Source organism: Xanthomonas sp. NCPPB 2864 (assembly GCF_056675615.1).
This window is the reverse complement of the sequence record NZ_JBWWVS010000019.1, coordinates 1-26,043: the sequence shown is the minus strand read 5'-3', so window position 1 is coordinate 26,043 and position 26,043 is coordinate 1. Positions and strand designations below refer to the sequence as shown.

General features: G+C 67.4%; 12 protein-coding genes and 1 pseudogene. 8 read left to right on the top strand and 5 right to left on the bottom strand.

What is annotated here, in order from left to right:
• Positions 1 to 21 precede the first annotated feature (21 nt).
• The 3 genes from AC1KVE_RS20755 to AC1KVE_RS20745 all read right to left on the bottom strand — a co-directional run bounded on the left by AC1KVE_RS20755 (position 22) and on the right by AC1KVE_RS20745 (position 3,591).
• Positions 22 to 1,152 (bottom strand): saccharopine dehydrogenase NADP-binding domain-containing protein, encoded by a 1,131-nt coding sequence (locus AC1KVE_RS20755; RefSeq protein WP_481092508.1) that lies wholly within the window; start codon positions 1,150 to 1,152, stop codon positions 22 to 24.
• Between the two features lie 211 nt (positions 1,153 to 1,363).
• Positions 1,364 to 3,190: a M56 family metallopeptidase gene (locus tag AC1KVE_RS20750; RefSeq protein WP_481092507.1), complete on the bottom strand. Its 1,827-nt coding sequence runs from the start codon at positions 3,188 to 3,190 to the stop codon at positions 1,364 to 1,366.
• 2 nt (positions 3,191 to 3,192) lie between these two features.
• The gene (locus AC1KVE_RS20745) at positions 3,193 to 3,591 is read right to left on the bottom strand and encodes a BlaI/MecI/CopY family transcriptional regulator (RefSeq protein WP_481092506.1); all 399 of its coding nucleotides are present in this window, start codon (positions 3,589 to 3,591) and stop codon (positions 3,193 to 3,195) included.
• 438 nt (positions 3,592 to 4,029) lie between these two features.
• Between AC1KVE_RS20745 and AC1KVE_RS20740 the strand changes: the two genes are divergently transcribed.
• From AC1KVE_RS20740 to AC1KVE_RS20725, 4 genes and pseudogenes are all read left to right on the top strand, one after another.
• On the top strand, positions 4,030 to 4,860 hold the full coding sequence (locus AC1KVE_RS20740; protein WP_435003786.1) for a S1 family peptidase: 831 nt from the start codon (positions 4,030 to 4,032) through the stop codon (positions 4,858 to 4,860).
• A 133-nt stretch (positions 4,861 to 4,993) separates the two neighbouring features.
• A pseudogene (locus tag AC1KVE_RS20735) lies at positions 4,994 to 13,655 on the top strand (glycoside hydrolase family 94 protein).
• Positions 13,652 to 13,873, top strand: a complete 222-nt coding sequence (locus AC1KVE_RS20730) for a hypothetical protein (protein ID WP_024940426.1) — start codon at positions 13,652 to 13,654, stop codon at positions 13,871 to 13,873. The pseudogene AC1KVE_RS20735 and the gene AC1KVE_RS20730 overlap by 4 nt, the downstream one beginning before the upstream one ends.
• 227 nt (positions 13,874 to 14,100) lie before the next feature.
• Entirely contained in the window at positions 14,101 to 14,445 is a 345-nt protein-coding gene (locus AC1KVE_RS20725; protein ID WP_024940425.1) for a hypothetical protein, read from the top strand.
• Between the two features lie 201 nt (positions 14,446 to 14,646).
• Here AC1KVE_RS20725 and AC1KVE_RS20720 read toward each other — a convergent pair whose 3' ends face one another.
• Positions 14,647 to 15,924 (bottom strand): DNA topoisomerase IB, encoded by a 1,278-nt coding sequence (locus AC1KVE_RS20720; RefSeq protein WP_481093112.1) that lies wholly within the window; start codon positions 15,922 to 15,924, stop codon positions 14,647 to 14,649.
• 58 nt (positions 15,925 to 15,982) lie between these two features.
• Between AC1KVE_RS20720 and AC1KVE_RS20715 the strand changes: the two genes are divergently transcribed.
• The 4 genes from AC1KVE_RS20715 to AC1KVE_RS20700 all read left to right on the top strand — a co-directional run bounded on the left by AC1KVE_RS20715 (position 15,983) and on the right by AC1KVE_RS20700 (position 24,479).
• Entirely contained in the window at positions 15,983 to 16,363 is a 381-nt protein-coding gene (locus AC1KVE_RS20715; RefSeq protein WP_016901590.1) for an I78 family peptidase inhibitor, read from the top strand.
• Between the two features lie 202 nt (positions 16,364 to 16,565).
• Positions 16,566 to 21,038: a glutamate synthase large subunit gene (gene gltB, locus AC1KVE_RS20710; protein ID WP_481092505.1), complete on the top strand. Its 4,473-nt coding sequence runs from the start codon at positions 16,566 to 16,568 to the stop codon at positions 21,036 to 21,038.
• Between the two features lie 176 nt (positions 21,039 to 21,214).
• Positions 21,215 to 22,714, top strand: a complete 1,500-nt coding sequence (locus AC1KVE_RS20705) for an FAD-dependent oxidoreductase (RefSeq protein WP_481092504.1) — start codon at positions 21,215 to 21,217, stop codon at positions 22,712 to 22,714.
• 679 nt (positions 22,715 to 23,393) lie between these two features.
• Positions 23,394 to 24,479 (top strand): acyltransferase family protein, encoded by a 1,086-nt coding sequence (locus AC1KVE_RS20700; RefSeq protein ID WP_481092503.1) that lies wholly within the window; start codon positions 23,394 to 23,396, stop codon positions 24,477 to 24,479.
• A gap of 188 nt (positions 24,480 to 24,667) precedes the next feature.
• On the opposite strand, the gene AC1KVE_RS20695 is transcribed toward AC1KVE_RS20700, so the two are convergent.
• Positions 24,668 to 25,726 (bottom strand): NAD(P)-dependent alcohol dehydrogenase, encoded by a 1,059-nt coding sequence (locus AC1KVE_RS20695; protein ID WP_016901586.1) that lies wholly within the window; start codon positions 25,724 to 25,726, stop codon positions 24,668 to 24,670.
• Between the last annotated feature and the right edge of the window lie 317 nt (positions 25,727 to 26,043).

The window sequence follows — 26,043 nt, the reverse complement described above, 5'->3', positions numbered from 1 at the left end:
TCGGCCGTGGCGCCAGCGCACTCACACAGGCACTTCCAACAGCTCGGTCACCATCTGCCACGCCGCAAACTCCTGCTCGAATTCGGCCAGGGTCAACAAGCCCATGCAGGCATGCGCGCCGATCGGTAATGCCTGCCCTGCGGCAAGCTTGCGCACCAGCAGGATTGCGGCGAAGCAGGGAATCTCCGGGCCGTGCAGCATCGCAGCGGTGAGGTCCCACTGCAGTCGCAGCGGCCGGGGATCGCCAGCCTGGGGATGGCTCATGCCTCGCAGCTCCACGCGCATGCCACCGAGGTCGGTGCCGAAGCGGTCAAACCAGCGTGCCGCACGTGCAAACACCTCGGCCAGGCGCGCCATCGGCAACGGCACGCCGTGGTGACGCAGCCAGGCGACACCGGCCAGGCAGCGCTGCAGGAACGGCACCTCCAACGCCGCGCGAAACTGCACGCTCTGCACGCCTGGATAGCGCTGTGGCAGCAGATCGTGATCAGGCACATCGCATGGCGACGCAAGCCGCGGCGCGAGCTGCGCGAACTCCACCTGCGTGGGTCTGGCCCAGCCCACCACCGTTTGCCAGCGGCCCTCATGCAGCCATGTGAACGGCGTGCCGCAGTACGACAACACCGCACGCACGGTGGCCAGACCAAGCGGTGTGCCTTGCGCGGGCGCGATCACCATGCGGATGCCATGCAACGCCGAAAAACGCGGCAGCAAGGCATCGATGACCGCGCTCGACAGCGCGGGCAAGGTGCTGGCGCCGCTGATGGCCACACGCTGCGCTTGCCTTGCCGCTGCATCCACTGCCGCGGGGAAATCGCGGACGAACGCGCGGCCGTCGGCCAGGTCGATGTAGTGCATGCCGGCCTGCAGGCAGGTGTGCGCCACGGCGTAATCCTGGCCCTGGAACGGGCCTGCGGTGTGCACCACCGCATCGGCGGCAGTGGCCGCCAGTTGCGCGGCAAAATCGCTTGCGTCGATATCCAGGCGACAGCACGCGATGCGACCGGGTGCCACATCCGGCCACCTGGCCGCCACATCGCCGGGATGCCGTCCGGCCGCGATCACCTGCAGTTGCGCCGTCGCCGCCAGCGCCCGCACGATGCGCGCGCCGAAATGCCCGAAGCCCCCCAACACCACCACCCGGTACGTCATTGTCTGCTCGCCGTCTGCGCCTGTTGCGCAGTATCGGCGAGTCGCGGCGTCACCGAGTCACCAGCGCTGTGTGTCGCCCGCCGCGCGTGCCTGCACGGCGCGTGCGGCGCCGAACCGGTTTGACGCCAGTCACTGCCTCCGGCCGAGAGGGCGCCAGCTGCTCGCCGTCTGCGCGTGCTGCACAGTCCCGGCGAGCAGCGGCCTGCGGCGATCAGCCCTCGATCTGCGTGGCCAGCCCCTGTGCGATCGCCTCGCGCATGATGCGCTGGGCTTCCTTGTCGGCGCGCACGCTGGCGGCGGCCTGCTGGCTAGACAGGTCTGCCTGCTCGGTGGCGAGCGCCGCCTGCTGCCTGGCCAGCGCCTGCATCCGCTGGTCGGCGCCGCTGCGCTGCATGGCCTGTTCGGCCTGGCGTACTGCGCGTTCTGCTTCCCGCGCCGCACGCTCGGCGGCCTGTTGTGTCAGTGCATCGGTGTCGAGCAAGGATGCATTGACGTGCTTTGCGGCCGCGTCGGCAGCACGTGCACCCAGCTCACCCATCTGCGCACCCAACTCGCCCTGCTGTTCGCCGAGCTTGCCCTGGCGCTCGCCCAGCGCGCCCTGCGCCTGGCCCAGTTTGGTGACTGGCGCATACGCCGCATTCAAGCGCTTGAAGGTGTCGGGATCGCGCACGACGTACTGCTTGCCATCCTTGCGGAACCACATCAGCTGACCATCCTTGCCGGCCAGGCGACGCACATGCTTGAGATCGTCCACCGAGCCATTCATGACGCTGTCGTTGCCCTGCAGCAGCACGTAGGCATCGCGGTCGGGGTCATGCGACAGGTTGATCTGGCCGTGCGTGGAGGTGGTGGTGAAGGTCTGGCTGGTGGATGACGCCGCTGCAGCCGGTGCGGCGGTTGCTGCCGCAGTTGCCGGTGCAGCTGCAGCGGCGGCAGTGGCCGGTGCCGCTGTGCTGGACACGCCGGCAGCTGGTTTGGCCGGTGCGGCCGCTGATGCGGCAGCAACAGCCGGCGCGGCGGGCATCGCCACCAGGCGCAGCGGCAGCACGCCGGTGATGGCCACCGCGCCCAGGATCAGGGCCGCGCCAAACCGCGGGAACGAGGTCGGGTTCTGCAACATGAGCAATCTCCGTTTTAGGCTGAGGAAGGATGGCGAGGCGCTGGCCACGCCGCCGTGCGGGCGCGGTGCCACGCCCAGTTGCAGCAACAGCCGGCCATAGTCGTGGCGGCAATGACGGTGGCCTGCGACCACCGCGGCATCGCAGGCGGCCTCGCGGGCAGTGGCGTATTCGCGCGCGGCCAGATGCACTAGCGGGTGGAAGAAGAACAGGTGCTGGGCCAGCGACGGCAGCAAGCCCCACCACAGATCGCGCCGGCGCAGATGGATCAGTTCATGGGTCAGCGCCATATCCAGATCGTCGTCGGCCATGTGCGGCAGGCGTGCGGCGGGCAGCAGCAACACCGGGCGCCAGGGCCCGATCAACTGCGGCGAGGCGATCTGCTGCGATAGACGTATTTCCGGCGGCTGCGACAGGCCATGCGCTTCTGCGGCCATGCGCAGTGCGGCGACCAGGGCGCGATCGGTGCACGGTGCGGCAGCGCGTACCAGGGCGCGGCTGCGTCGGTATGCGCGCACTGTGCCGAGCGCCATCACTGCAACGCCGGCAACCCATAACGCGGCCAGCCACAGCGCCCAGGACGGACCGCTTGCACCCTGCAGCACGTCTGCCGCGCCCGCACTGGCGACCGCGCTGGCGCCGGATGCGCTGGCATTGGCCATCACCATCGGCGCCAGGCTATTGCCGGCAATCAAGGCAGGCGTGGGCGTGGCTGCGGGCAACACCGGCAACTGCAGCGGCGCGTTCCACAGCAGGCCGACCACGGCCTGCACTCCCACCAGCCACCACAGCCAGGTCTGCGTGGTGGCGGGCAGCCGCCGCACGCTGCGGCACAGCGCCCACACCGCCAACGCCAGCACGGCGGTCTGCACGCTGGTGGCGCCCAGTTTCCAGAGCAAGGCTTCGATCATCGGCGACATGCTCAATCCTCCTTGCGCTGCGACTGCAGCTTGGCGACCAGGGCTTCGAGCTCGGCCAGCTCGCTGTCGCTGACCTCGGCGCGCTGCGACATCCACGCCACGAACGGCGACACCGAGCCCTGCAAGGTCTTTTCCACGAACTGCCCCACCGCCGAGCGCACCACCGCGTCCTGCCCGCTGGTGGCGCTGTAGCGGTACATGCCATCCACCTGCTCACGGCGCAGGAAGCCCTTGGCGCGCAGGCGCTCCATCATGGTCAGCACGGTCGAGCGCGCCAGCCCGCGCGGCTCACCGAACGCGGCCGCCACTTCGCCGACACTGGCCTGCCGTTGTTCCTCGATGTGTTGCAACAGGGCCAACTCCTGGTCCCCGATGGTCTTGCCACGCATGCCGTTCTCCATGACTACAGTTGTCGCTACCGTAAGCGTGACGACAACTGTAGTCAATAGGTCGGATGGCAGGGGGACGGTACAGATGAAAAGTCAGACGAAAGCCGTGACGAAGAGGTTCGCCAAGATTGGCGCCTCCGACGGACCGTTCCCCACTGCAAGATTTACCAACCTGACGGAGCCAACCGGGGCATCAGGGCTGCGTCAGTTGTCGCCCCTCAGCGGACAGCCGACTCGAACTTGCTGCCGCGCATGCATGCATCTCAAGGTTGGCGATGGAGTCAACGGCTGCTACCGGCTTCAGGCATCGTTTCCTGGACTTCGTCGCTCACCAGTGCGTTTCGTCAGATTGCGTGCCCTGTCTTGAGCCTGCTCAGTTATGTTGCGCCGGGATCTGCAAGCACATTGCAGATGGGGCTCAGATCAATACCTACAAGGACGTGCGGACACATGAAACGCTGGCTGTTTGTTGCTTTGCTCACCCTTTCATTCGGGGCGAACGGCGTTGTCATTCGTGCCGATGTTGACGACTCAAATTATCGAATCGATCAATCCGCGTTTCCAGCTCTGGCGGACATGCCAGGCGAAGGGCACGGCGTCCTCATCGCGCCGAAGTGGGTCCTCACCGCCGCACACGCGGCTCCCATGGAAGGCATGGACGCGGAGGTGGTCATCAACGGGAATGCCTACAAAGTTGCTCGGGTCTTCGTCCACCCTGGCTACAAGCGCATGCCCGACGCACTGGGCCAAGAAGCGTTGAAGTCCGGCGATCCGTCCAGAATTCATGCCTTTCTGGCAGGTTCGGATGACATTGCTTTGATCGAATTGGACGCACCTGTTGAGCAGGTTGTACCGGTCGCTCTTTATCGAGGTGGCGATGAGGTCACGGACGTCGCCATGTTTGTAGGAAAGGGGGCAACCGGCAATGGCATCGAGGGGCAGATTCCCGGCTCTCCACATCGTGGCGCGTTGAGGCGGGCCTACAACGCCATTACTGGAGCGAACGACCGCTATCTCTGGTATCGATTCGATCCCCCTGCACAGGGGCTTCCCCTCGAAGGTGTATTGGGAAGCGGTGACAGCGGCGGCCCGCTCGTGGTGCAAGGTCAGGGCGCCTGGCAACTCATTGGACTGGGATCTTGGATCACGGCAGTTCCGGAACACGCGCTAGAGGCTGGTTTCTATGGGCAAATGGTCTATAACGTCCGCATCTCGCGATATGTCACCTGGATCGATGACGTGATGTGTGCGGCAGATGGCGCCTCCTGTGCGGAGAACTAGCCAGCGCCGCTGCCACTAGCGCGTGCCAGGGAGAAACCATCGCGATGAAGCGGGCGGCCTTCACGTGCGCCACCATGCCGGCGCGCATGATCACAACCTCTAGCGGCGCATATGCTGCACAGGTCATGTCTCGATGCCGCCACAGCGGAAGGCTTCTGCATTTTCTCTCTGGTGGCAGTCGATTACCCAGCCAGCAGCAACCCTGCAGCATCCGTCGGTGCGCGATGCCGTGCCTGAAGGCGCGGCCTTGCTTGGCGACGAGCAGATGGAGGCGCTGGGGCACAGCCTGGCGCAGGCGCATGTGCTCTATACCGGGCCTACCCGCGAGCTGCTGCTGTCGCAACTCAAATTCAACGAGCGCTCGCTCGGCACGGCCGCAGCGCGATTGGCCGAAATGTCTGCCGATGGCTTGCGCCTGCATCCGGCCGGCGAGTGGTTATTGGACAACTATTATCTGGTGGAAGAGCAGATGCGCCTGGCGCGTCAGCATCTGCCGCCCGGGTATAGCCGGCAATTACCGCGTCTGCGCACGCCAACGTCGGTGGGCCTGCCGCGCGTCTACGAGCTGGGCTTGCAGGTGGTGGCGCATGGCGACGGGCGCGTGGATGCGATCACGCTGAGCCGTTTCATCGCGGCCTACCAACAGGTGGCGCCGCTCAAGCTCGGCGAGCTGTGGGCGATTCCGATCATGTTGCGGCTGGCGCTGATCGACAACCTGCGCCGCGTTGCCGACGACATCATGCACGATGGACGCGACAGTAGCCTGGCGGCGCAGTGGGCGGCATTGCTCAACGCCACTGCCGCCACCCAACCCAAGGATGTGGTGGTGGTGGTGGCCGACCTGGCGCGCTCGCAGCCGCCGGCGACCGGTGCATTCGTGGCCGAGCTGACGCGCGGCATCCACGGCCGTGGGCCGGTGTTGTCGATGGCCAGCGCCTGGGTGGAGCAATGGCTGGCAAGCGAGGGCCGCAGTGTGGAAGCGCTGGTGCACGCCGAAAGCCAGCGCCAGGCAGCCGAGCAGGTGGCGATCAGCAACAGCATCGGTAGCCTGCGGTTCCTGGATGACATGGATTGGCGCGACTTCGTCGAGGCCATGAGCGTGGTTGAGCAGACCTTGCGCAAGGATCCGGCAGACGTCTACGCACGCATGGATTTCCACACCCGCGATAGCTACCGGCATGTGGTGGAACAGCTGGCGCAGCGCCTGGACCGCGACGAGCCGGACGTGGCTGAGGCCGTGCTGCAGCTGGCGGCGCACGCAGATGCCGCGATGCCGGTGGCCGGCCACGTGGGCTATTACCTGGTGGATGCGGGATTGCCGCGGCTGCGTGCCGCGCTTCGCAACCCAGCTGCGGCAGATACGCCGCCCCCCCCCTCGCCCGCGCGCGCATCGCGTTGCGCTGCCGCTCTACCTATTGCCGATCGCAGCGATCGCGTTGCTGTGGACCGGCGTGCTGCTGCAGGGCGTGAGCGCACTGCCGCCGGCGCTGTGGTGGATCACCGCCGGCATCGCGCTGCTGGCCGCCAGCGAGCTGGGCATTGCGCTGGTCAACTGGGTGGCAACGCTGTGGGTGCGCCCGCATCCGTTGCCGCGCATGGACCTGCGTGCCGGCATCACGCCCGATTGCCGCACGCTGGTGGTGATGCCGAGCATGCTGGCCAGTTACGAGGCCATCGACGAGCTGGTCGGCGCCTTGGAGGTGCATTACCTGGCCAACCGCGACGCACAGTTGTACTTCGCGCTGCTCACCGATTTTCTCGATGCCGCGCAAGCGCTGTTGCCTGGCGACATGGCATTGGTGGCACATGCGGCGCAGCATATCGACCGGCTCAACGCGGCCTATGCCGATGCGCACGGCGATCGTTTCTTCCTGCTGCATCGCGCACGCCGGTGGAACGCCGGCGAGGGCTGCTGGATGGGTGCAGAGCGCAAGCGCGGCAAGCTCGAGGCGCTCAACCGCCTGCTCTGCGCCGACGACGCGCGGCTGCAGGCGGCCAGCGAATTCCTGCAGGTGCAAGGCGATGTCGCCGCGCTGGTGCAGGTGCGCTATGTGATCACGCTCGATAGCGACACCCACCTGCCGCGCGATGCGGCACGCGCGCTGGTCGGGGCGATGTCGCATCCGTTGAATGTGCCGCGCATGGACGCGGCCGGGCAGATCGTCGAGGCCGGTTACGGCATTCTGCAGCCGGGCCTGGGCACCGGCATGAGCGAGGGCGGCGAGTCGCGGTTTGCGCGCATGTTCGGCATCGAGCCGGGCATCGACCCGTACACGCGTGTGGTCTCGGACGTGTATCAGGATCTGTTCGGCGAAGGCTCCTTCATCGGCAAGGGCATCTATGCGGTGGCCACCTTCGAGCAGGTGCTGGCCGGCCGCTTTCCCGACAACCGTGTGCTCAGCCATGACCTGCTGGAGGGCTGTTACGTGCGCGCCGGGCTGCTCAGCGACGTGCGTCTGTACGAGCGCCACCCGCAACGCTATGCCACCGATGCCAAGCGCCGCGCGCGCTGGGTGCGTGGCGACTGGCAGTTGCTGCCGTGGTTGCTGCCGTGGGTGCCCGACCGGGGTGGCCGGCGTGCGCGCAATCCCTTGTCGTGGCTGTCGCGCGGCAAGCTGCTGGACAACCTGCGCCGCAGCCTGGTGGCCCCGGCCGCGCTGAGTCTGTTACTGATCGGCTGGTTGTGTTCGCCCACGCCATTGCGCTGGACGCTGTGGCTGCTGGTGCTATGGCTGCTGCCGGGGCTGTGTTCGGCGCTGTATGCGCTGGCGCATCCGCCCGAGGGCCTGGGGCTGCGTCATCACGCGCGCCAGATCGGTGTGGGGCTGCGTCAGCATCTGCTGCGCACCGGCGTGGTGCTGGCCTGCCTGCCGTTCGAAGCAGGGATGCAGCTGGCCGCCATCGCCCGCACGCTGGTGCGGATGTCGATTACCCGGCGCCATCTGCTGCAGTGGGCGCCATCCAGCGAAGTGGAACGCAGCGCGCGCAGCGGCAATGCCGAGCAACAGCTGATGGCCGGCGCCGCGTGCAGCGCGGCATTGGCGATCGCCGCGGTGGCGTGGTGGTCGCCGTTGGCGTTGTGGGCGGCATTGCCGCTGGGGCTGGCGTGGATGGCCGCGCCCTGGCTGATGGCCTGGCTGGGCGAACAACCCGCCGCACCGGTGGCGCAGTTGTCGCAGGAACAACGCGCTTTCCTCGGTGGATTGTCGCGGCGCACCTGGGCGTTCTTCGAAAGCCATTGCACTGCGCAGCACCACTGGTTGCCGCCGGACAACGTGCAGGAGTATCCGGTCACGGTGGTGGCCAACCGTACCTCGCCGACCAATATCGGGCTGGGCCTGCTGGCCAATCTGGCCGCCTACGATCTGGGCTACCTGACGGTGGCCGGCGTGATGACCCGCGTGGCCGATACCTTGACCACGCTGGAAACGCTGCCGCGTTATCGCGGCCACTTCTACAACTGGTACGACACCGAAACGCTGGTGCCGCTGTTGCCGCGCTACGTCTCCACCGTGGACAGCGGCAACCTGGTCGGGCATCTGCTGACGCTGCGGCAAGGCCTGCTGGCACTGGTGGATGCGCCGGCGGTGTCGTTGGCGGTGTTCGATGGGCTGGCCGACACCCTGGGCGTGCTGGCATCGCGAGCGCAGACACGCAGCGACGCCGCCGCCAATGCGCTGGACGCAATGTCGCAGAGCTTGCAGAGCATCCGCAGCCAGCCCGCGCCGAGCCTGCACCAGGCCGACCAAGCGCTGCGCCTGCTGCTGGCGCAGAGCCACACGATCCTGGCGCTGATGCCAGACAGCGACGACGGCGAGCCGTGGCCGCAACGCTTGATCGACAGCTGCGAGGCGGCCCTGGCAGAAGTGGGCCATTGCGCAACCACGCTTGCCGGTACCGATGCGCACGCGACGCCGCCCCCTGGCGCCACGGTCGCCACGCTGCGGCAACTCGCCCTCAGCGACCACGCACCCGGCGTGCAGACCTGGGCCGCCAAACGCGTGCAGGAGCTGCAACGGCTGGCGCATATCGCCGGGCAGCTGGCGCAGCTGGACTACGAGTTCCTCTACAGCCCCGCCCAGCAGTTGCTGTCGATCGGCTACAACGTCGACGACCAGCGCCTGGATAGCGGCCATTACGATCTGCTCGCCTCCGAGGCGCGCCTGGGCATCTTCGTGGCGATCGCCCAGGGCAAGCTGCCGCAGGAGAGCTGGTTCGCACTCGGCCGCACGCTGACCGACACCGGCGCCGAGCCCACGCTGCTGTCGTGGAGCGGCTCGATGTTCGAGTACCTGATGCCCGATCTGGTCATGCCCAGCTACCCGCAGACCTTGCTGAGCCGTTCGATGCGCGGTGCCGTGCAGGCGCAGATCCGCTATGGCACCGCACGCGATGTGCCGTGGGGCGTGTCCGAATCGGGCTACAACACCGTCGATACGCGGCGCAATTATCAGTACCGCGCATTCGGTGTGCCCGGGCTCGGGCTCAAGCGCGGCCTTGGCCAGGATCTGGTGATTGCCCCCTACGCCAGCGCGATGGCGCTGATGGTCGAGCCGGATGCGGCCTGCCGCAATCTGCAGCAACTGCAGGCGCTGGGATTTGGCGGGCGTTTCGGCTTGTACGAGGCGATCGACTACACCCCCTCGCGCGTGCCGCGTGGCGAACAGCATGCGCTGGTGCGCTCGTTCATGTCGCATCACCAGGGCATGGCGCTGCTGGCGCTGGACCACGTGTTGCGCGATGCGCCGATGCAGAAGCGCTTTGTCGCCGACCCGCAATTCCAGGCCACGCTGTTGCTGTTGCAGGAGCGTGCACCGCGCGCTGGCGTGTATGTCAAAGGCCTGGCCGACGCCGCCGAGCGCCCGGTGGCCACCGAAGCCGGCATGGCCTTGCGCATCCATCGCGACCCCAATCTGCAGCAGCCGGCGCTGCAACTGCTCTCCAATGGGCGTTACCACGGCATGCTGACGTCGGCCGGTGGCGGCTACAGCCGCGCGCGCGACATGGCGGTGACGCGTTGGCGCGAAGACGGCACCCGCGATCACTGGGGCACGTTCTGCTATCTGCGCGATGTGGACAGCGGCGCGGTGTGGTCGGCCGCGCATCAGCCCACCTGCGTGCCGGTGGAGCGGTACGAGGCGATCTTTTCCGATGCCAAGGCCGAGTTCAAAGGCAGCCACCAGCGTTACGACAGCCACCTGGAAATCGCCATTTCCGCCGAAGACGATGTGGAGCTGCGCCGCTTGCGTATCCGCAACCGCTCGCGGCAGACGCGGGTGATCGAAATCACCACCTACGCCGAAGTGGTGCTGGCACCGGCGCAGGCCGACGAGGCGCATCCGGCCTTCAGCAACCTATTCGTGCAGACCGAAATCCTGGCCGACAAACAGGCGTTGCTGTGCACGCGTCGCCCGCGCGGGCACGACGAGGCGCAGCCGTGGATGCTGCATCTGGTGGCAGTGCACGATGCCGACGTGGCGTCGATCTCCTACGAGACCGATCGCGCTGCATTTGTCGGGCGCGGGCGCAGCACCCGCAATCCGCTGGCCCTGCGCGATCAGGCCAGCCTGTCCGGCGCGGCCGGCTCGGTGCTGGACCCGATCGTGGCGATCCGCTGCCGCATTTCGCTGGCGCCCGATCAACAGGCGCAGGTGGACATGGTCTACGGCGTCGGCACCCAACGCGCGGCCTGCACCGCGTTGATCGACAAGTACCGCGACCGCCGTCTGGCCGACCGCGTGTTCGACCTGGCGCTGACCCAGAGCCAGGTCATCCGCCGGCAGATCAACGCCTCGCTGGAAGACGCGATGCTCTACGAACGGCTGGCCGCACGCGTGCTGTTCGTCGACCCGCAATTGCGCGCCGACAGCGAGGTGTTGCTGCACAACCATCGCGGCCAGTCGGCGCTGTGGAGTCACGCCATCTCCGGCGATCTGCCGATCGTGCTGTTGCGCATCGCCGACCCGGACAATCTGGAGCTGGTGCGCCAGCTGGTGCAGGCTCACGCGTACTGGCGCCTGAAAGGCTTGCGCGCGGATCTGGTGATCTGGAACGAAAGCCAGGCCGGCTATCGGCAATCGCTGCAGGACGCCATCCTGGGCTTGATCGCCGCAGACCCCGAGGCCAATGTGCTCGACCGCCCCGGCGGCATCTTCGTGCGCGCCATCGAACACATCTCGCAGGAAGACCGCGTACTGCTGCAGACCGTGGCGCGCGCGATCCTCAGCGATGCCAACGGCAGCCTGGACGCGCAATTGCAGCGCCACCCCAGCGCGCGTGCGCATCCGCCGTTGCTGGAGCCCATCAAGCAACTGGACAGCGCCGATTACCTCAGCAGCACCCACGCCGCCTACCTGGACCGAACCCTGCAGGCTGCCGCCGAAGAACCTGTGCTGTTCGACAACGGCCTGGGCGCGTTCGCCGCCGACGGCCGCGAATACCGCATCACCCTGGACGAAGGCACCGCCACACCGGCGCCGTGGTGCAACGTGATGGCCAACGCGCAGTTCGGCAGCGTGGTCAGCGACAGCAGCCCCGGCTACAGCTGGGCCGAAAACGCGCACGAATTCCGGCTCACGCCGTGGCACAACGACCCGGTCGGCGATGCCTCCAGCGAAGCGTTCTACCTGCGCGACGAAGACACCGGCCAGGTGTGGTCGCCGATGGCGCTGCCATGCCGCGGCAGCGGTCGCTACACGGTGCGCCACGGCTTCGGTTACAGCGTCTACAGCCATATCGAACACGGCATCGGCAGCGAGCTGTGGGTGTTCGTGGATGTGGAGCGCCCGATCAAGTTCAGCCATCTGCGGTTGAAGAATCTTTCCGGCCGCCCACGCCGGCTCAGCGTCACCGGGTACGTGGAATGGGTGCTGGGCGACATCCGCACCCGCTCGCAGTTGCACGTGGTCAGCGAGGTGGATCTGGGCAGCAGCGTGCTGACCGCGCGCAACCCGTACAACACCGAGTTCGACGGGCGCGTGGCGTTCTTCGATGCCGATGCACCCAGCCGCAGCATCACTGCCGACCGCAGCGAATTCATCGGGCGCAATGGCAGCTTGGCCGCGCCCGCCGCACTCAGCCGGCAACGTCTGTCCGGGCGCGTGGGTGCCGGCCTGGACCCGTGCGCGGCGATCCAGATCCCGGTCACGCTGGCGGCCGAACAGAGCTTCGAAACGGTATTCCGCCTGGGCGCGGCGGTGGATCGCGACACCGCACTGACACTGGCCCGCCAGAGCCGTGGCGTGGCCGCCGCGCACACCGCCTTGCTGGCGGTGCGCGCGCATTGGCAGCAGGTGCTGGGCACCGTGCAGGTGACCACGCCCGATCCGGCGGTGGATCTGCTGGCCAACGGCTGGCTGCTCTACCAGACCATCGCCTGCCGGTTCCTGGCACGCAGCGGCTACTACCAGTCCGGTGGCGCGTACGGCTTCCGGGACCAGTTGCAGGACAGCATGGCGATGGTGCACGCGCAGCCAGCGCTGGCACGCGCGCATCTGCTGCGCTGCGCCGCGCATCAGTTCGTGCAGGGCGATGTGCAGCATTGGTGGCACCCGCCACAGGACCGCGGCGTGCGCACGCAGTGCTCGGACGATTTTCTGTGGTTGCCGCAGGCCCTATGCCGCTATCTGGATGTCACCAACGACGCCAGTGTGCTGGACGAGCGCGTGAGCTTTATCGACGGGCGCGCCCTCAAGCCCGATGAAGAATCGTATTACGACCTGCCACAGATCGCCGGCAACATGCAGTCGCTGTACGCGCACAGCGTGCTCGCCTTGCAACGCGGCATGGCACGGCTGGGCGAACGCGGCCTGCCGCTGATCGGCAGCGGCGACTGGAACGACGGCATGAACCGGGTCGGCAAGGACGGCAAGGGCGAGAGCGTGTGGCTGGGGTTCTTCCTCTACGACACGCTGCTAAGGTTCGCAGACGTGGCCGCGCAGCACGACGATGCGGCATTCGCGGCGAGCTGCCGTACGCATGCGCAGGCCTTGCGCACCGCGCTGGAGCAGCATGCCTGGGATGGGCGGTGGTACCGGCGGGCCTGGTTCGACGACGGCACGCCGCTGGGTTCGAGCGACTCGGACGAATGTCGCATCGATTCGCTGTCGCAGAGTTGGGCGGTGCTGTCCGGTGCGATGGACCCGGCGCGCAGTGCACAGGCGATGGACGCGATGCACCAGCAGCTGGTGGATCCCGACGCCGGCATCGTCAAGCTGCTGGTGCCGCCGTTCGATCGCACCGGGCACGACCCCGGCTATATCCGCGGTTACGTCCCCGGCGTGCGCGAAAACGGCGGCCAGTACACGCATGCGGCGGTGTGGGCAACGATGGCCTTCGCGCATCTGGGCGACAGCGCGCGGGCCTGGCAACTGGCCGGCCTGATCAACCCGATCCACCACGCCCGCGACGCGGCGGGCGTGCAGCGCTACAAGGCCGAACCCTATGTGCTGGCGGCCGATGTCTACGCGGTGGCGCCGCACGCCGGCTGCGGCGGCTGGAGCTGGTACACCGGCGCCGCCGGCTGGATGTACCGCTTGCTGACCGAATCGCTGCTCGGCCTGCAACGCCATGGCGAGCGCCTGCACCTCGTGCCGTGCATCCCGGCCAGCTGGCCCCAGTACCAGCTGCGCTATCGCTTCGGCACCAGCACCTACGTCATTGACGTCACCCAGCGCCCCGGTGTCGAGCCACGGCTGGAAGTCGACGGCATAGCGCAAGCCGAGCTTGCTTTCACTCTGGTCGACGACGGTGCGGTCCACGCTGTCGCCCTGGACTGGCCGGGAGACGCGACATGAGCACACGCATACGCACCCACACCAATCACCAGCTTTCCGATCTGGGCAGAATGTTGTCGGTCTGGCCGCAGCGGGTGCGCGACCCCAGCCAGTTCTGGCCGCAATTCGATGCCTTGGCCAAAGGCATTCTGGATGAGGCGGCTGCAGCCGATCTGCAACGGGTGCAATGTCGCCTGCGGCAGCTGCTGCGCCGTCACGGACTGACGCGGACGCAGTAAGCACGCAGGCAGTCTCCGCACGCGCCAAGGCCGCTGGTGGTCGATCTCGGTGACATTGCGCTGTATGTGCAGATGGTACGCAGCGCCAGTTTTGCCGGGGCCGCGCGCCGACTGGGGCGCCACGCCCGACAGCGTCAGCCGGCGTGTACACGGGCTGCGGGCAGTCTTCATGCCACGCCAACAACGCTTTCTTCACGCTTGCGCCATTCTTCCGCTGGAGATCTCCGATGATCCGCACCCTTGCTCCGCTCGCTGCCGTGTTGTTGCTCTCGGCCTGTGCCTCCAACCAGGTCGTGCAGGTGCAGCCCATCGACGGGGCCATTTCCGGGCAGTGCCATATCGACAAGGTGCGCGGCGCAGTCGGCCTGGCCGCGGCGGCACAGACCATCGAACGCGCGCGCGTGGACAGCGACAGCCTGCAGGTCAGCGTGCGCCGCGGCGAGCGCGCCACCGGTGGCACCACTGCCAGCGGCCTGGCCGACCCGGCCCAGGGCGCCAGCGAAAGCGGTGGCGATCACCTCACCGTCGAGACCGGCCCGAACAACAACATCACCGCGATCTACTGCGGCTGAGTCGTTTGGGATTCGGGATTGGAGATTCGGGATTCGGTAAGGCACTGTTGCTATCCGGCTCCCGGTCCTTCACTTGGAGTGGCTGACAAAATCTAGCGCGTCGGCTTCACGTAAGCGTGGACGGCGAGCAGCAACCGCACTGTCCTTGTGGCACCTGCCGCGCCCGCCTGGGGGTCAGCGCAGTCGTTTTTGTCGCCGTTTTCAAGCGGACTTCCGCTTTGATGCAGGCCTTGCCCGTGCCTTGGGCTTGTTACGCGAGGCGCTCAAGAACTTCAGCGTGGCCGCCTCCCATTGGCGCTCGCCGCGCACGCCGGTGGCCATGGCCTGCAAGTGACCGGCGCGCCAGCCTTCGAACACGCACGGGTCGATGTAGGCCTTGCGACACACCGAGGGTGTATTGCCCAGCGCATCGGCCACTTCGCGGATGACATCGTTCTGCACCTGGGTCAGCGCGCGCTCGCTCATGCGCTCGGGCAGCGGCAAACGTGCCAGGCGTTGCAATGCCGCCAGCGTGCCGCCCCAGGTACGGAAATCCTTGGCGGTGAAATCCTCGCCCATCGCCTCGCGCAGGTAGTCGTTGACCTCGCCCGAGTCCACCGGCTGCAGCTGGCCGTCGTCATCGCGGTACTGGAACAGCGATTGCCCCGGCAATTGCTGGCACTCGCGGATCAGTTTGACCAGTTGCTTGTCGTCCACCTCGATATCGTGATCCTGGCCGCTCTTGCCGCGGAACTTCAGCCGCGCACGTCCCCCGCGCAGGAATTCCATGTGCCGGTTGCGCAACGTGGTCAGCCCGTAGGACCGATTGCTGCGCGCATATTCGGCGTTGCCCACGCGCACCAGCGTGTCGGCCAGCAACGCCACCACGATCGCCAGCACCTTCTCACGCGGAAATCCCGGCAAGACCAGATCGCGGCGCAGCCGGCGGCGCAACTTGGGCAGCGCCTGGCCGAAGGCGATCACCCGTTCGAACTTGCCTCCGCCGCGCACCTGCGCCCAATCGGCGTGGTAGCGGTACTGCTTGCGCCGGCGCGCATCGCGGCCGGTGGCCTGCAGATGGCCGTTGGGCTTGGCGCAGATCCACACCTCGGTATATGCCGGCGGAATCGCCAGCGCGCGGATGCGCTGCAAGGTGTCGGCATCGGCTACGCGTTGTCCATCCGCGCTGCGGTAACTGAAGCTCTTGCCGGCCTTGCGGCGGCTGATGCCGGGCTGCTGATCGTTGACGTAGGTGAGCCCGGCCGCGCGCGCGGTGGCCTTGGCCTGTGCAACCGCGGCCACGCTCGCCACCGCGGCGGTGGCGGCCACCGCGCCGGCGGCAACGGTGGCCAGCTTGCCGGCCGCGCTGGCGGTGGCGGCGGCATTGCGAAGAACACGTTTGGCTTTCATTGCGCACGGATCGAAGGACAGGCGCCGATTGTTGAGCCGGTCAAGACTAGGCCGCGTCAACGCTGCGACAACGCCATGTGGGCAAGCGATGCCCGCGAGCGGGTTTTCTGCTTATGCTTGGGCCTCCCCTACTGTGCTGGAGTCATCGATGCGCGCTGTCCTGCCTACCGCCCGTCTGGCCTGTACCCTGGTCGTGCTGGCGGCATTGACTGCCTGCGGTTCGCCGCAACCGGACGAGCAGGAAGCCGTCTCCGCCAAGGCGCAGCAAGCCGCCGAACAGGCCGCCGCACCGGCACCGGCGGCCGCGCCCGAAGCGCCGCCGATCGGCAGCTGCGATGCCACCCAGGTGCAATCGCTGGTGGGCCAGGCGCTGACCGATGCGGTGAGCGACCAGGCCCGCACCGACGCCGGCGCCAAGTCGGTGCGCGTGCTCAAACCCGGCCAGATGACCACGATGGAGTTCAACGGCGAGCGGCTCAATCTGGAAGTGGATGCCAAGAACGTGATCGCTTCGGTGCGTTGCGGCTAAGTACCGGTTGGCGCCTGTTGGCGAACAGGCGCCAAGCCAGCTGGCACAAGGCCTTGCGGCCGCCCTCGTTGCAGCTGTAACGGTGTATTGCGGCACCGCATCAACTGTGGTCTAGTCGATCATCCGGTGACCTCTTCGAAACGCTCCACGGATCGAGCGCTGCAACGTCGTCGCCGCTCTCCCAGATCGCAAAGAGGCAGACATGGCCCCCCGCACTCGCCAAGGGCTCAACGACCACGGTCTCTACAACAGCGCGCGCGATGAGCGCGACGCCTGTGGTTTTGGCATGGTCGCCCAGTTGGACGACCAACCTTCCCGCTCGCTGGTGGACACCGCAATTGCGGCGCTCTCGCGCATGACCCACCGCGGCGGCGTGGCGGCCGACGGGCTCACCGGCGATGGCTGCGGCCTGCTGATCCGCAAGCCCGATGCGTTCCTGCGCGGGCTGGCGCGCGATGCCGGCATCGCCCTGGGCACGCGTTACGCGGCCGGTGTGGTGTTCCTGCCGCTGGACGAAGCCGATGCCGCACGCTGTCGCACCGAACTGGAAACCCAGTTGCACCGCGCCGGCGTGCAGTTCCGCGGCTGGCGCGTGGTGCCCACCGACGACAGCGTCTGCGGCCAGCTGGCACGCGACACCTTGCCGCGCATCGAACAGGTATTCGTCGATGCCGGTGCCGAGCAGAGCGAAGATGGCTTCACCCTGGCGCTGTTTTTGGCGCGCCGCCGCGCCGAGCAGGCGCTGCGCGAGGTGGAAAACTTCTACGTCACCACGCTCTCGCCCAACGGCATCAGCTACAAGGGCATGGTGCTGCCGGACAAGCTGAGCACGTTCTACCCGGACCTGCAGCGCAGCGACCTGTCCTCCAGCGCGATCGTCTTCCACCAGCGCTTTTCCACCAACACGCTGCCGCGCTGGCCGCTGGCGCATCCGTTCCGCCTGCTCGCCCACAACGGCGAGATCAACACCATCGAAGGCAACCGCCGCTGGGCGCAGGCGCGCAGCAAGGTGTGGCAGACCCCACGCTTCGACATCGCCGAGTTCGACCCGGTGATCTCCATGCATGGCTCGGACTCGCAGAGCCTGGACAACATGCTCGAGCTGCTGATCGCCGGTGGCATGGACCTGCTGCAGGCGCTGCGCATCCTGGTGCCGCCGGCGACCCAGTCGCTGGAGTTCAAGGACGCCGACCTGGCCGCGTTCTACGAGTTCTACGGCCTCAACACCGAGCCGTGGGATGGCCCGGCCGGCATCGTCGCCTGCGACGGCCGCTATGCCGCCTGCATGCTCGACCGCAACGGCCTGCGCCCTGCGCGCTGGATGCTGACCTCCGACCGCCATTTCCTGGTCGCCTCCGAGGCCGGCGTGTGGGAGCTGCCCGCTGAGCGCATCACCCGCAAGGGCAAGCTGGGCCCGGGCGAGATGATGGCGATCGACCTCAAGCGCGGCGATCTGCTGGACTCGGACGCCATCGACCGCATCAACCGCGCGCGCGCGCCGTACAAGCAATGGCTGCAGCAGGGCGTGACCTATCTGCAGACCGAGCTGATCGACCCCTCGCTGGTGGAAGAACCCTTCAGCGAGCAGACCCTGCGCAGCTACCACAAGCTGTTCCAGCTCAGCACCGAGGAAGTGGAGCAGATCCTGCGCCCGCTGGCCGAGACCGAGCAGGAAGCCACCGGCTCGATGGGCGACGACACCCCGATGGCGGTGCTCAGCCGCCAGACCCGGCCGCTGTACGACTACTTCCGCCAAGCCTTCGCGCAGGTCACCAACCCGCCGATCGACCCGCTGCGCGAAGGCATCGCGATGTCGCTCACCACCCAGCTCGGCAAGGAGACCAACATCTTCCACGCCGGCGCGGAGACGGTGAACCACGTCATCCTCAACTCGCCGGTGCTCAGCCAGCGCAAGCTGCGCCAGCTGCTGAAGATGGAGCAGTACGTCGAGCGCAACCGCCTGATCGACCTGTCCTACAGCGTGGAGGAAGGCCTCAAGGCCGGCCTGGAACACATCTGCCAGGAAGTGGAAGCGGCCGCACGCGCCGGCGCCGTCATGCTGTTGCTGTCCGACCGCTACCCGGTCCCGGACCGGCCGATGGCGCATGCGCTGCTGGCCACCGGCGCGGTGCACCACCACCTGTGCAAGGTGGGCCTGCGCTGCGACGTCAACCTGATCATCGAAACCGGCACCGCGCGCGATGCGCACCACATGGCCTGCCTGCTCGGCTTCGGCGCCACCGCGGTGTATCCGTACCTGGCCTACCAGACGCTGTTCGACCTGGGCCGGCGCGGCATCCTGCAGCTGAGCAAGGGCGGCGAGCAGTCGCAGATCGGCCGCCGCTACCGCAAGGGCATCTACAAGGGCCTGTCCAAGATCATCTCCAAGATGGGCATCTGCACCATCGCCAGCTACCGCGGCGCGCAGTTGTTCGAGATCGTCGGACTGGATCCGGACGTGGTGGAGCTGTGCTTTGCCGAGACGCCCGCACGCATCGGCGGCGTGGGCCTGTCACGGCTGGATACCGAGGCGCGCGAGCTCACCGCACGCGCCTGGAACGACCAGCTCAAGCCGGAAGTGGGCGGCCTGCTCAAGTACGTGCACGGCGGCGAGTACCACATGTACAACCCCGACGTGGTTATGACGCTGCAGCGCGCCACCCGCACCGGCGATGCTGGCGACTGGCAGAAGTACGTCGATGCGGTGCATGCGCGCCCGGCCTCCACGCTGCGCGATCTGGTCCAGCTCAAGCGCGCCGACACCCCGACCCCGCTGGACGAGGTGGCCCCGGCCGAAGATGTGTTGCGTCGCTTCGACACCGCCGCGATCAGCCTGGGCGCGTTGTCGCCCGAAGCGCACGAGGCGCTGGCCATCGCGATGAACCGCCTGGGCGGGCGCAGTAACTCCGGCGAAGGCGGCGAAGACCCGGCCCGCTATGGCACCGAGAAACGCTCCAAGATCAAGCAGGTGGCCTCCGGCCGCTTCGGCGTGACTCCGGAATACCTGGTCAACGCCGAAGTGCTGCAGATCAAGGTCGCCCAGGGCGCCAAGCCCGGCGAAGGCGGCCAGCTGCCCGGCCACAAGGTCAACGAGCTGATCGCGCGGCTGCGCTACGCCAAGCCCGGCATCGGCCTGATCAGCCCGCCGCCGCACCACGACATCTATTCGATCGAAGACCTGGCCCAGCTGATCTATGACCTCAAGCAGGTCAATCCGACTGCGCTGGTGTCGGTGAAGCTGGTGGCCCATGCCGGCGTCGGCACCATTGCCGCCGGTGTGGTCAAGGCCGGCGCCGACCTGATCACCGTGTCCGGCCATGACGGCGGCACCGGCGCCAGCCCGGTCAGCTCGATCCGCTATGCCGGCGTGCCGTGGGAACTGGGCGTGGCCGAGTCGCACCAGGCGCTGGTGGCCAACGACCTGCGCGAGCGCACCATCCTGCAGACCGACGGCGGCCTGAAGACCGGCCTGGACGTGGTCAAGGCCGCGTTGCTGGGCGCCGACAGCTTCGGCTTCGGCACCGCGCCGATGATCGTGCTGGGCTGCAAGTACCTGCGCATCTGCCACCTCAACAACTGTGCCACCGGCGTGGCCACCCAGGACGAGCGCCTGCGCGCGAACTACTTCACCGGCCTGCCGGAGCGCGTGGAGCATTTCTTCCGCCTGCTGGCCGAGGAAGTGCGCCAGTGGCTGTCCTACCTGGGCGTGCGCTCGCTGGACGACATCGTCGGCCGTACCGACCTGCTCGAACAGCTGGAGGTCTCGCCGCGTGCCGGGGTCAAGGTCGACCTGTCGCGCCTGCTGACGCATGCCCGCTACGACGGCAGCCATTGCGCCGCCCAGCGCCTGTACGAATCGCCCGACAGCCTGGCCACGCAGATGGACGGCCTGCTCGCCGATGCGATCGCCAACAAGCGTGGCGGCGACCACCGTTTCCTGATCCACAACACCGACCGCTCGATCGGCGCGCGCCTGTCCGGCGCCATCGCGCGCGTACACGGCAACCACGGCATGAGCGATGCGCCGTTGAATCTGCGCTTCCGCGGCACCGCCGGGCAGAGCTTCGGCGCGTTCAACGCCGGTGGCCTGCAGCTGGAGCTGGAAGGCGAGGCCAACGACTACGTCGGCAAGGGCATGGCCGGCGGCCGGCTGGTAGTGCGCCCGCCGCGCGGGGCGCGCTTCGAGGCGCGCAGCACGCCGATCGTCGGCAACACCTGCCTGTACGGCGCCACCGGCGGCGAGCTGTTCGCAGCCGGCCGCGCGGGCGAGCGCTTTGCGGTGCGCAACTCCGGCGCGCTGGCGGTGGTGGAAGGCGCAGGCGACCACTGCTGCGAATACATGACCGACGGCGTGGTGCTGGTGCTGGGCAAGGTGGGCCTGAACTTCGGCGCCGGTTTCACCGGCGGGCTGGCCTACGTGCTGGATATCGAACGCGACTTCGTGGACCGCTACAACCACGAGCTGATCGACATCCACCGCGTTTCCGCCGAGGGCTTCGAGAACCATCGCCAGCACCTGCACACCCTGATCAGCCGCCACCGCGAGCTGACCGGCAGCATCTGGGCGCAGCAGATCCTGGACGAGTTCCGCGACTACATCGGCAAGTTCTGGCTGGTCAAACCCAAGGCCGCCAGCATCGAGTCGCTGACAGAGTCGCTCAGGCGTGCCGCCTGAGTGACGGGATTGGGGAGTCGGGATTGGGGATTCGCTCAAGCTATGCGAATCCCGATTCCCGAATCTCCACTCCCGGCCTTCCAGCGTCGTGATTGTTTGTTCGAGATTCGCACCGCGTCCGCCCCCCGTCGCCCGCTGTTGCGAATCCCCACTCCCAACTCCCGAATCCCAGCCCTATGAGCCGCAAGCAAGCCTTCCAATTCCTCGACCTGCCCCGGACCATGCCCACGCGCATTCCGGTGGAGCTGCGTACGTCCGGTGACTGGGGCGAGCTGTACGGCAAGTTCGACAAGGCCGACGCGCAGTACCAGTCGGGCCGTTGCCTGGATTGCGGCAACCCGTACTGCAGCTGGAAATGCCCGGTGCACAACGCGATCCCGCAGTGGCTGCAGCTGGTGCAGGAAAACCGCATCGAAGAAGCCGCCGCGCTGTGCCACTCCACCAATCCGCTGCCGGAAGTGTGCGGGCGGGTGTGTCCGCAGGACCGCCTGTGCGAAGGCAGCTGCACGCTGGAGGAATTCGGCGCGGTCACCATCGGCGCGGTGGAGAAATACATTGTCGATACCGCCTTCAAGATGGGCTGGCGCCCGGACCTGGGCAACGTGCAGCCGAGCGGCTGGCGGGTGGCGGTGATCGGCGCAGGCCCGGCCGGCCTGTCCTGCGCGGACCGTCTGGTGCGTGCCGGCATCGAGGCGGTGGTCTACGACCGCTACGAGCAGATCGGCGGGCTGCTGCAGTTCGGCATTCCCAGCTTCAAGCTGGACAAGTCGGTGATCGGCAAGCGCCGCGAGATCCTCGAAGGCATGGGCGTGCAGTTCCGCCTGGGCGTGGAAGTGGGCCGCGACGTCAGCATCGAGCAGTTGCTGGGCGAGTTCGATGCGGTGTTCCTGGGCACCGGTGCCTACCGCTACACCGATGGCGGGCTGCCCGGGCAGGACCTGAAGAACGTGCTGCCGGCATTGCCGTTCCTGGTGCAGAACAGCCGCATCGTCAGCGGCAATGACCCGCACGGCCGGCCGATCGCCGGCTGGGAAGACCAGATGGCGCTGCCCGATCTCAACGGCAAGCGCGTGGTGGTGCTGGGCGGCGGCGACACTGGCATGGACTGCGTGCGCAGCGCCATCCGCCTGGGTGCGGCCAAGGTTACCTGCGCCTACCGCCGCGACGAGGCCAGCATGCCCGGCTCTGCACGCGAGGTCGCCAACGCGCGCGAGGAAGGCGTGCGCTTTTTGTTCAACCGTCAGCCGCTGTCGATCGAATCCGGCGCCGACGACGAAGCGATCGGCGTGACCGTGGTGGAAACCCGGCTCGGCGAGCCAGATGCCAGCGGGCGGCCAGATGCCAGCGGGCGGCGCAACGCGGTACCGGTGGAAGGCAGCGAATCGCTGCTGGAAGCGGACGTGGTGATCATCGCCTTCGGCTTCTCGCCGACCCTGCCCGACTGGCTGGCAGCGCAGGGCGTGGAAGCCGGCAGTAACGGCCGCATCGTCGCACCAGCCGACGACAACGGCCGCCTGCCCTACCAGACCAGCAATCCGCGCCTGTTCGCCGGCGGCGACTGCGTGCGCGGCGCCGACCTGGTGGTCACCGCGGTGGCCGAAGGCCGCGATGCGGCCGGCAGCATCGTGCAGCTGTTGGGCGTCAAGGCGCAGGTCAAGGAACCGGCCGCCGCCTGAGTGCCGACCAGCGCGTGGGCTCGGCGCCCACCGCTGGTTGCCGGCCCGCGTGCGGGCAGCCCGCACGCTGCGTTGGCGGCCATGCCGCATGACGCTACTCGATGCAGCGCATCCACCGCGACCCACCGTGCGGAGAACGCTCCTGTAGGCGACCAGACTCTCGCCTGACTCATGCCCCAGGGTTCCACCTGCTTGCCACGCAGGCCACACGCCTCGTGGCGCAACGCCGATATCGCATCCGCAAGGTCGTGGCTTGTCCGACCCGCAGCGCGCGAGGCCACACGCACGCCTCCTCCGCGATCGGCATCTAGCTGACACACGGCGCACCGGACGGGAGTGCCAGCAAACGCAAGCGCCCAGCCGCCATGCAGCCTTTCGCACACACGCTTGAGCCTGCCATCGGCATGCGCCCGGGCCTGCATCGATCTGCAGCCTCGACGATTGCACCCACTATAGAAGTGTGATTTAAGTCACATATCTGCTGTCGCCCCCTAACGCGATCCTGCCGACCCACCTCCCGACGCGCAGGACGCCCTGCGCCAAACCGGATGTGCTCGGCAATGACGGCAGTCGGTCCCATCCCGGTGCGCGATACCGCCGCCGCGGACTCCAGACCTCATTCATCTGTCGCCGCGCCCCGCGGCGGCGAAGCCGTGGGCCCCACCAAGGAAGCAACCTCATGACACAGCAACTCACTACCGGCCAATACGGACGCGACGACTGGGTGGACTGGCTCCGCAGTGCCAGCGTGTTGATGGTGATCGTGCTGCACGCCTACGGCTTTGCCTTCGATGCCTACCCGGAACTGCGCGGCGGCGCTGCTGAAGAAAGCAGCGCACTGATGCTGTCGGTCGAGCGCCTCAACCGCTCGCTGGCGCCGCTGCGTATGCAGCTGATGTTCCTGCTCTCGGGCCTGTTCGTGGCGCGTGGGCTGGACAAGGGCATCGCGCCCTACCTCGGCGGCAAGCTGCGGCACGTGCTGTATCCCTATCTGCTTTGGTCGGTGCTGATCTTCGCCCTGCGCGAGGCCGGCTCGGTGCTGGCCAAGGCCGAACCCATCGCCTGGGTGGAGCTGGGCAAGATCGCAGTGGGCAACGTGGCACTGACCTGGTTCCTGTTCTACCTGTTCGTGTTTCTGGTGCTGATGCCCTTGCTGCGCCGGCTGCCGGCGCCGTTGGTCCTGGCCGCGACCGTGCTGGGCTCGGTCTGCCTGGGTCCGCTGCTGCGTCAGGGTGCCGATCCGTTCTATTACTTTGCGTTCTTCTACATCGGCACGCTGCTGGCCGGCCGGGTGCCGGCACTGCTGCGGCAGGCACCGCGCTGGATCTGGCCGCTGTCGTGCCTGAGCCTGTGCGCCATCATGCTGATCGCCAATCTCACCGCGCTGCACGGCATCTGGATCGGCTACCTGCCGCTGGTGCTAGTCGCGCTGCCGCTGCTGATCGCCGCGGCGATGTGGGCGAACCGGCAACCGGCCGCGCAGGCAATTCGTTATGTGGGCCGCAACTCGGTGGTGTTCTACCTGAGCCACTTTCCGCCGTTCATCGTGCTGGCCTACCTGCTGCCGCGCTGGATCGACGAGGGGACGGTGCTGTTTTTCGCCTTATTGAGTGTCGGCGTGCTGGGGCCGGCGGTGCTGTGCCTGCTGCGCGCACCGGGCCGCCTGCCCGCGCTGAACCTGCTGTTCTCCGCACCGCTGCCGGTGCGTCGCCCACGCAGCTTGCCTGTCGCCGGCAAGCTGCACGCCTCGCCGGTGTCCGCATAGCCGCAGTCCTTGCCGGCAGTGCCGCCCAGCGGCGCTGCCGATCCGGCTGATACGGCTGATGTCGTGCGGTCATACGACCACACACCGCCGTCCTAACCCGGGTGATGCATTCCATGCCGCATCACCTGGGCCGACCGTAGCGCCGGCAACCGACCTGCAGCCATGTGGCAGGGCTGCAAGCCAGGCGATCAGGCCGCCTTGTCCAGCGTGGCCATGTCGATCACGAAGCGGTACTTCACGTCGCTCTTGAGCATGCGCTCGTAGGCCTCGTTGATCTGGTCGGCGCGGATGGTTTCGATGTCCGAGACGATGTTGTGCTTGGCGCAGAAATCCAGCATTTCCTGGGTCTGGCGGATGCCGCCGATCAACGAACCGGCCAGGGTGCGGCGCTTCATCACCAGATTGAACACGCTCGGCGAAGGATGCGATTCCTCGGGCACGCCCACCAGCACCATCGCACCGTCGCGCTTGAGCGCATTGAGGAACGGGTCCAGGTTGTGCGGCGCGGCCACGGTGTTGAGGATGAAATCCAGCGTGTTGGCCTGCGCGGCCATCTGCGCCTCGTCCTTGGACACCACTACTTCGCTGGCGCCCAGGCGCAGCGCATCGGCGCGCTTGCTCTCGGAGGTGGTGAACAGCACCACGGTGGCGCCCATCGCCTTGGCGATCTTCACCGCCATGTGGCCCAGGCCGCCCAGACCGACCACGCCCACCTTCTGACCGGGACCGACCTTCCAGTGCGCCAGCGGCGAATACGTGGTGATGCCTGCGCACAGCAATGGCGCCACTGCGGCCAGGTTGTCGCTGTGCGAGATGCGCAGCACGTATTTCTGGTCGACCACGATGTGGTCCGAGTAACCACCGTAGGTGTTCTCGCCGCCACCAAACATCGGGCCGTTATAGGTGCCGGTGAAGCCCTGCTCGCAATACTGTTCTTCGCCTTCCTGACAGGACGCGCAGCTGCGGCAGCTGTCAACCATGCAGCCGACGCCGGCCAGATCGCCAACCTTGAAGCCGGTGACCGCATCGCCGACCGCAGTGACGCGGCCAACGATCTCGTGGCCGGGCACCGACGGGTAGCGCGTGTTGTGCCATTCGTTGCGTGCGGTGTGCAGGTCCGAGTGGCACACGCCGCAATAGGCGATATCGATCTGCACATCGTTGGGGCCTGGCGCACGCCGTTCGAACACGAACGGTGCAAGCGGCTGATCGGCAGTTTGGGCGGCGTACGCGTGGGCTTGGCTCATGGGGGAGACTCCAGATGTGACGTCCCCCGCGACAGTGCGGGAGACTAAAAAAGGGTGGCGCTAGCTTAAGACAGGCGCCTGTCGCACTCCTGCGACAGTGCGTCTTGCCTGGCGGGTTGCGGACGCGACCGCAGCGGCATGGTGCGCCCTGCAGGTGTTTGCGCGCGATCAAATCGGCGTTCGCCGGCGTGAATGGCGCGCTAACGCCGGAGCTTCTACGCTGACCAACCACCATCCTGCGCTGCACCATCCCTGCTGGCCGTGCCCTCCCCCTGCGGCCGCCTACGTCGATGCCGAAGGAGGCTTCCATGTTCCGC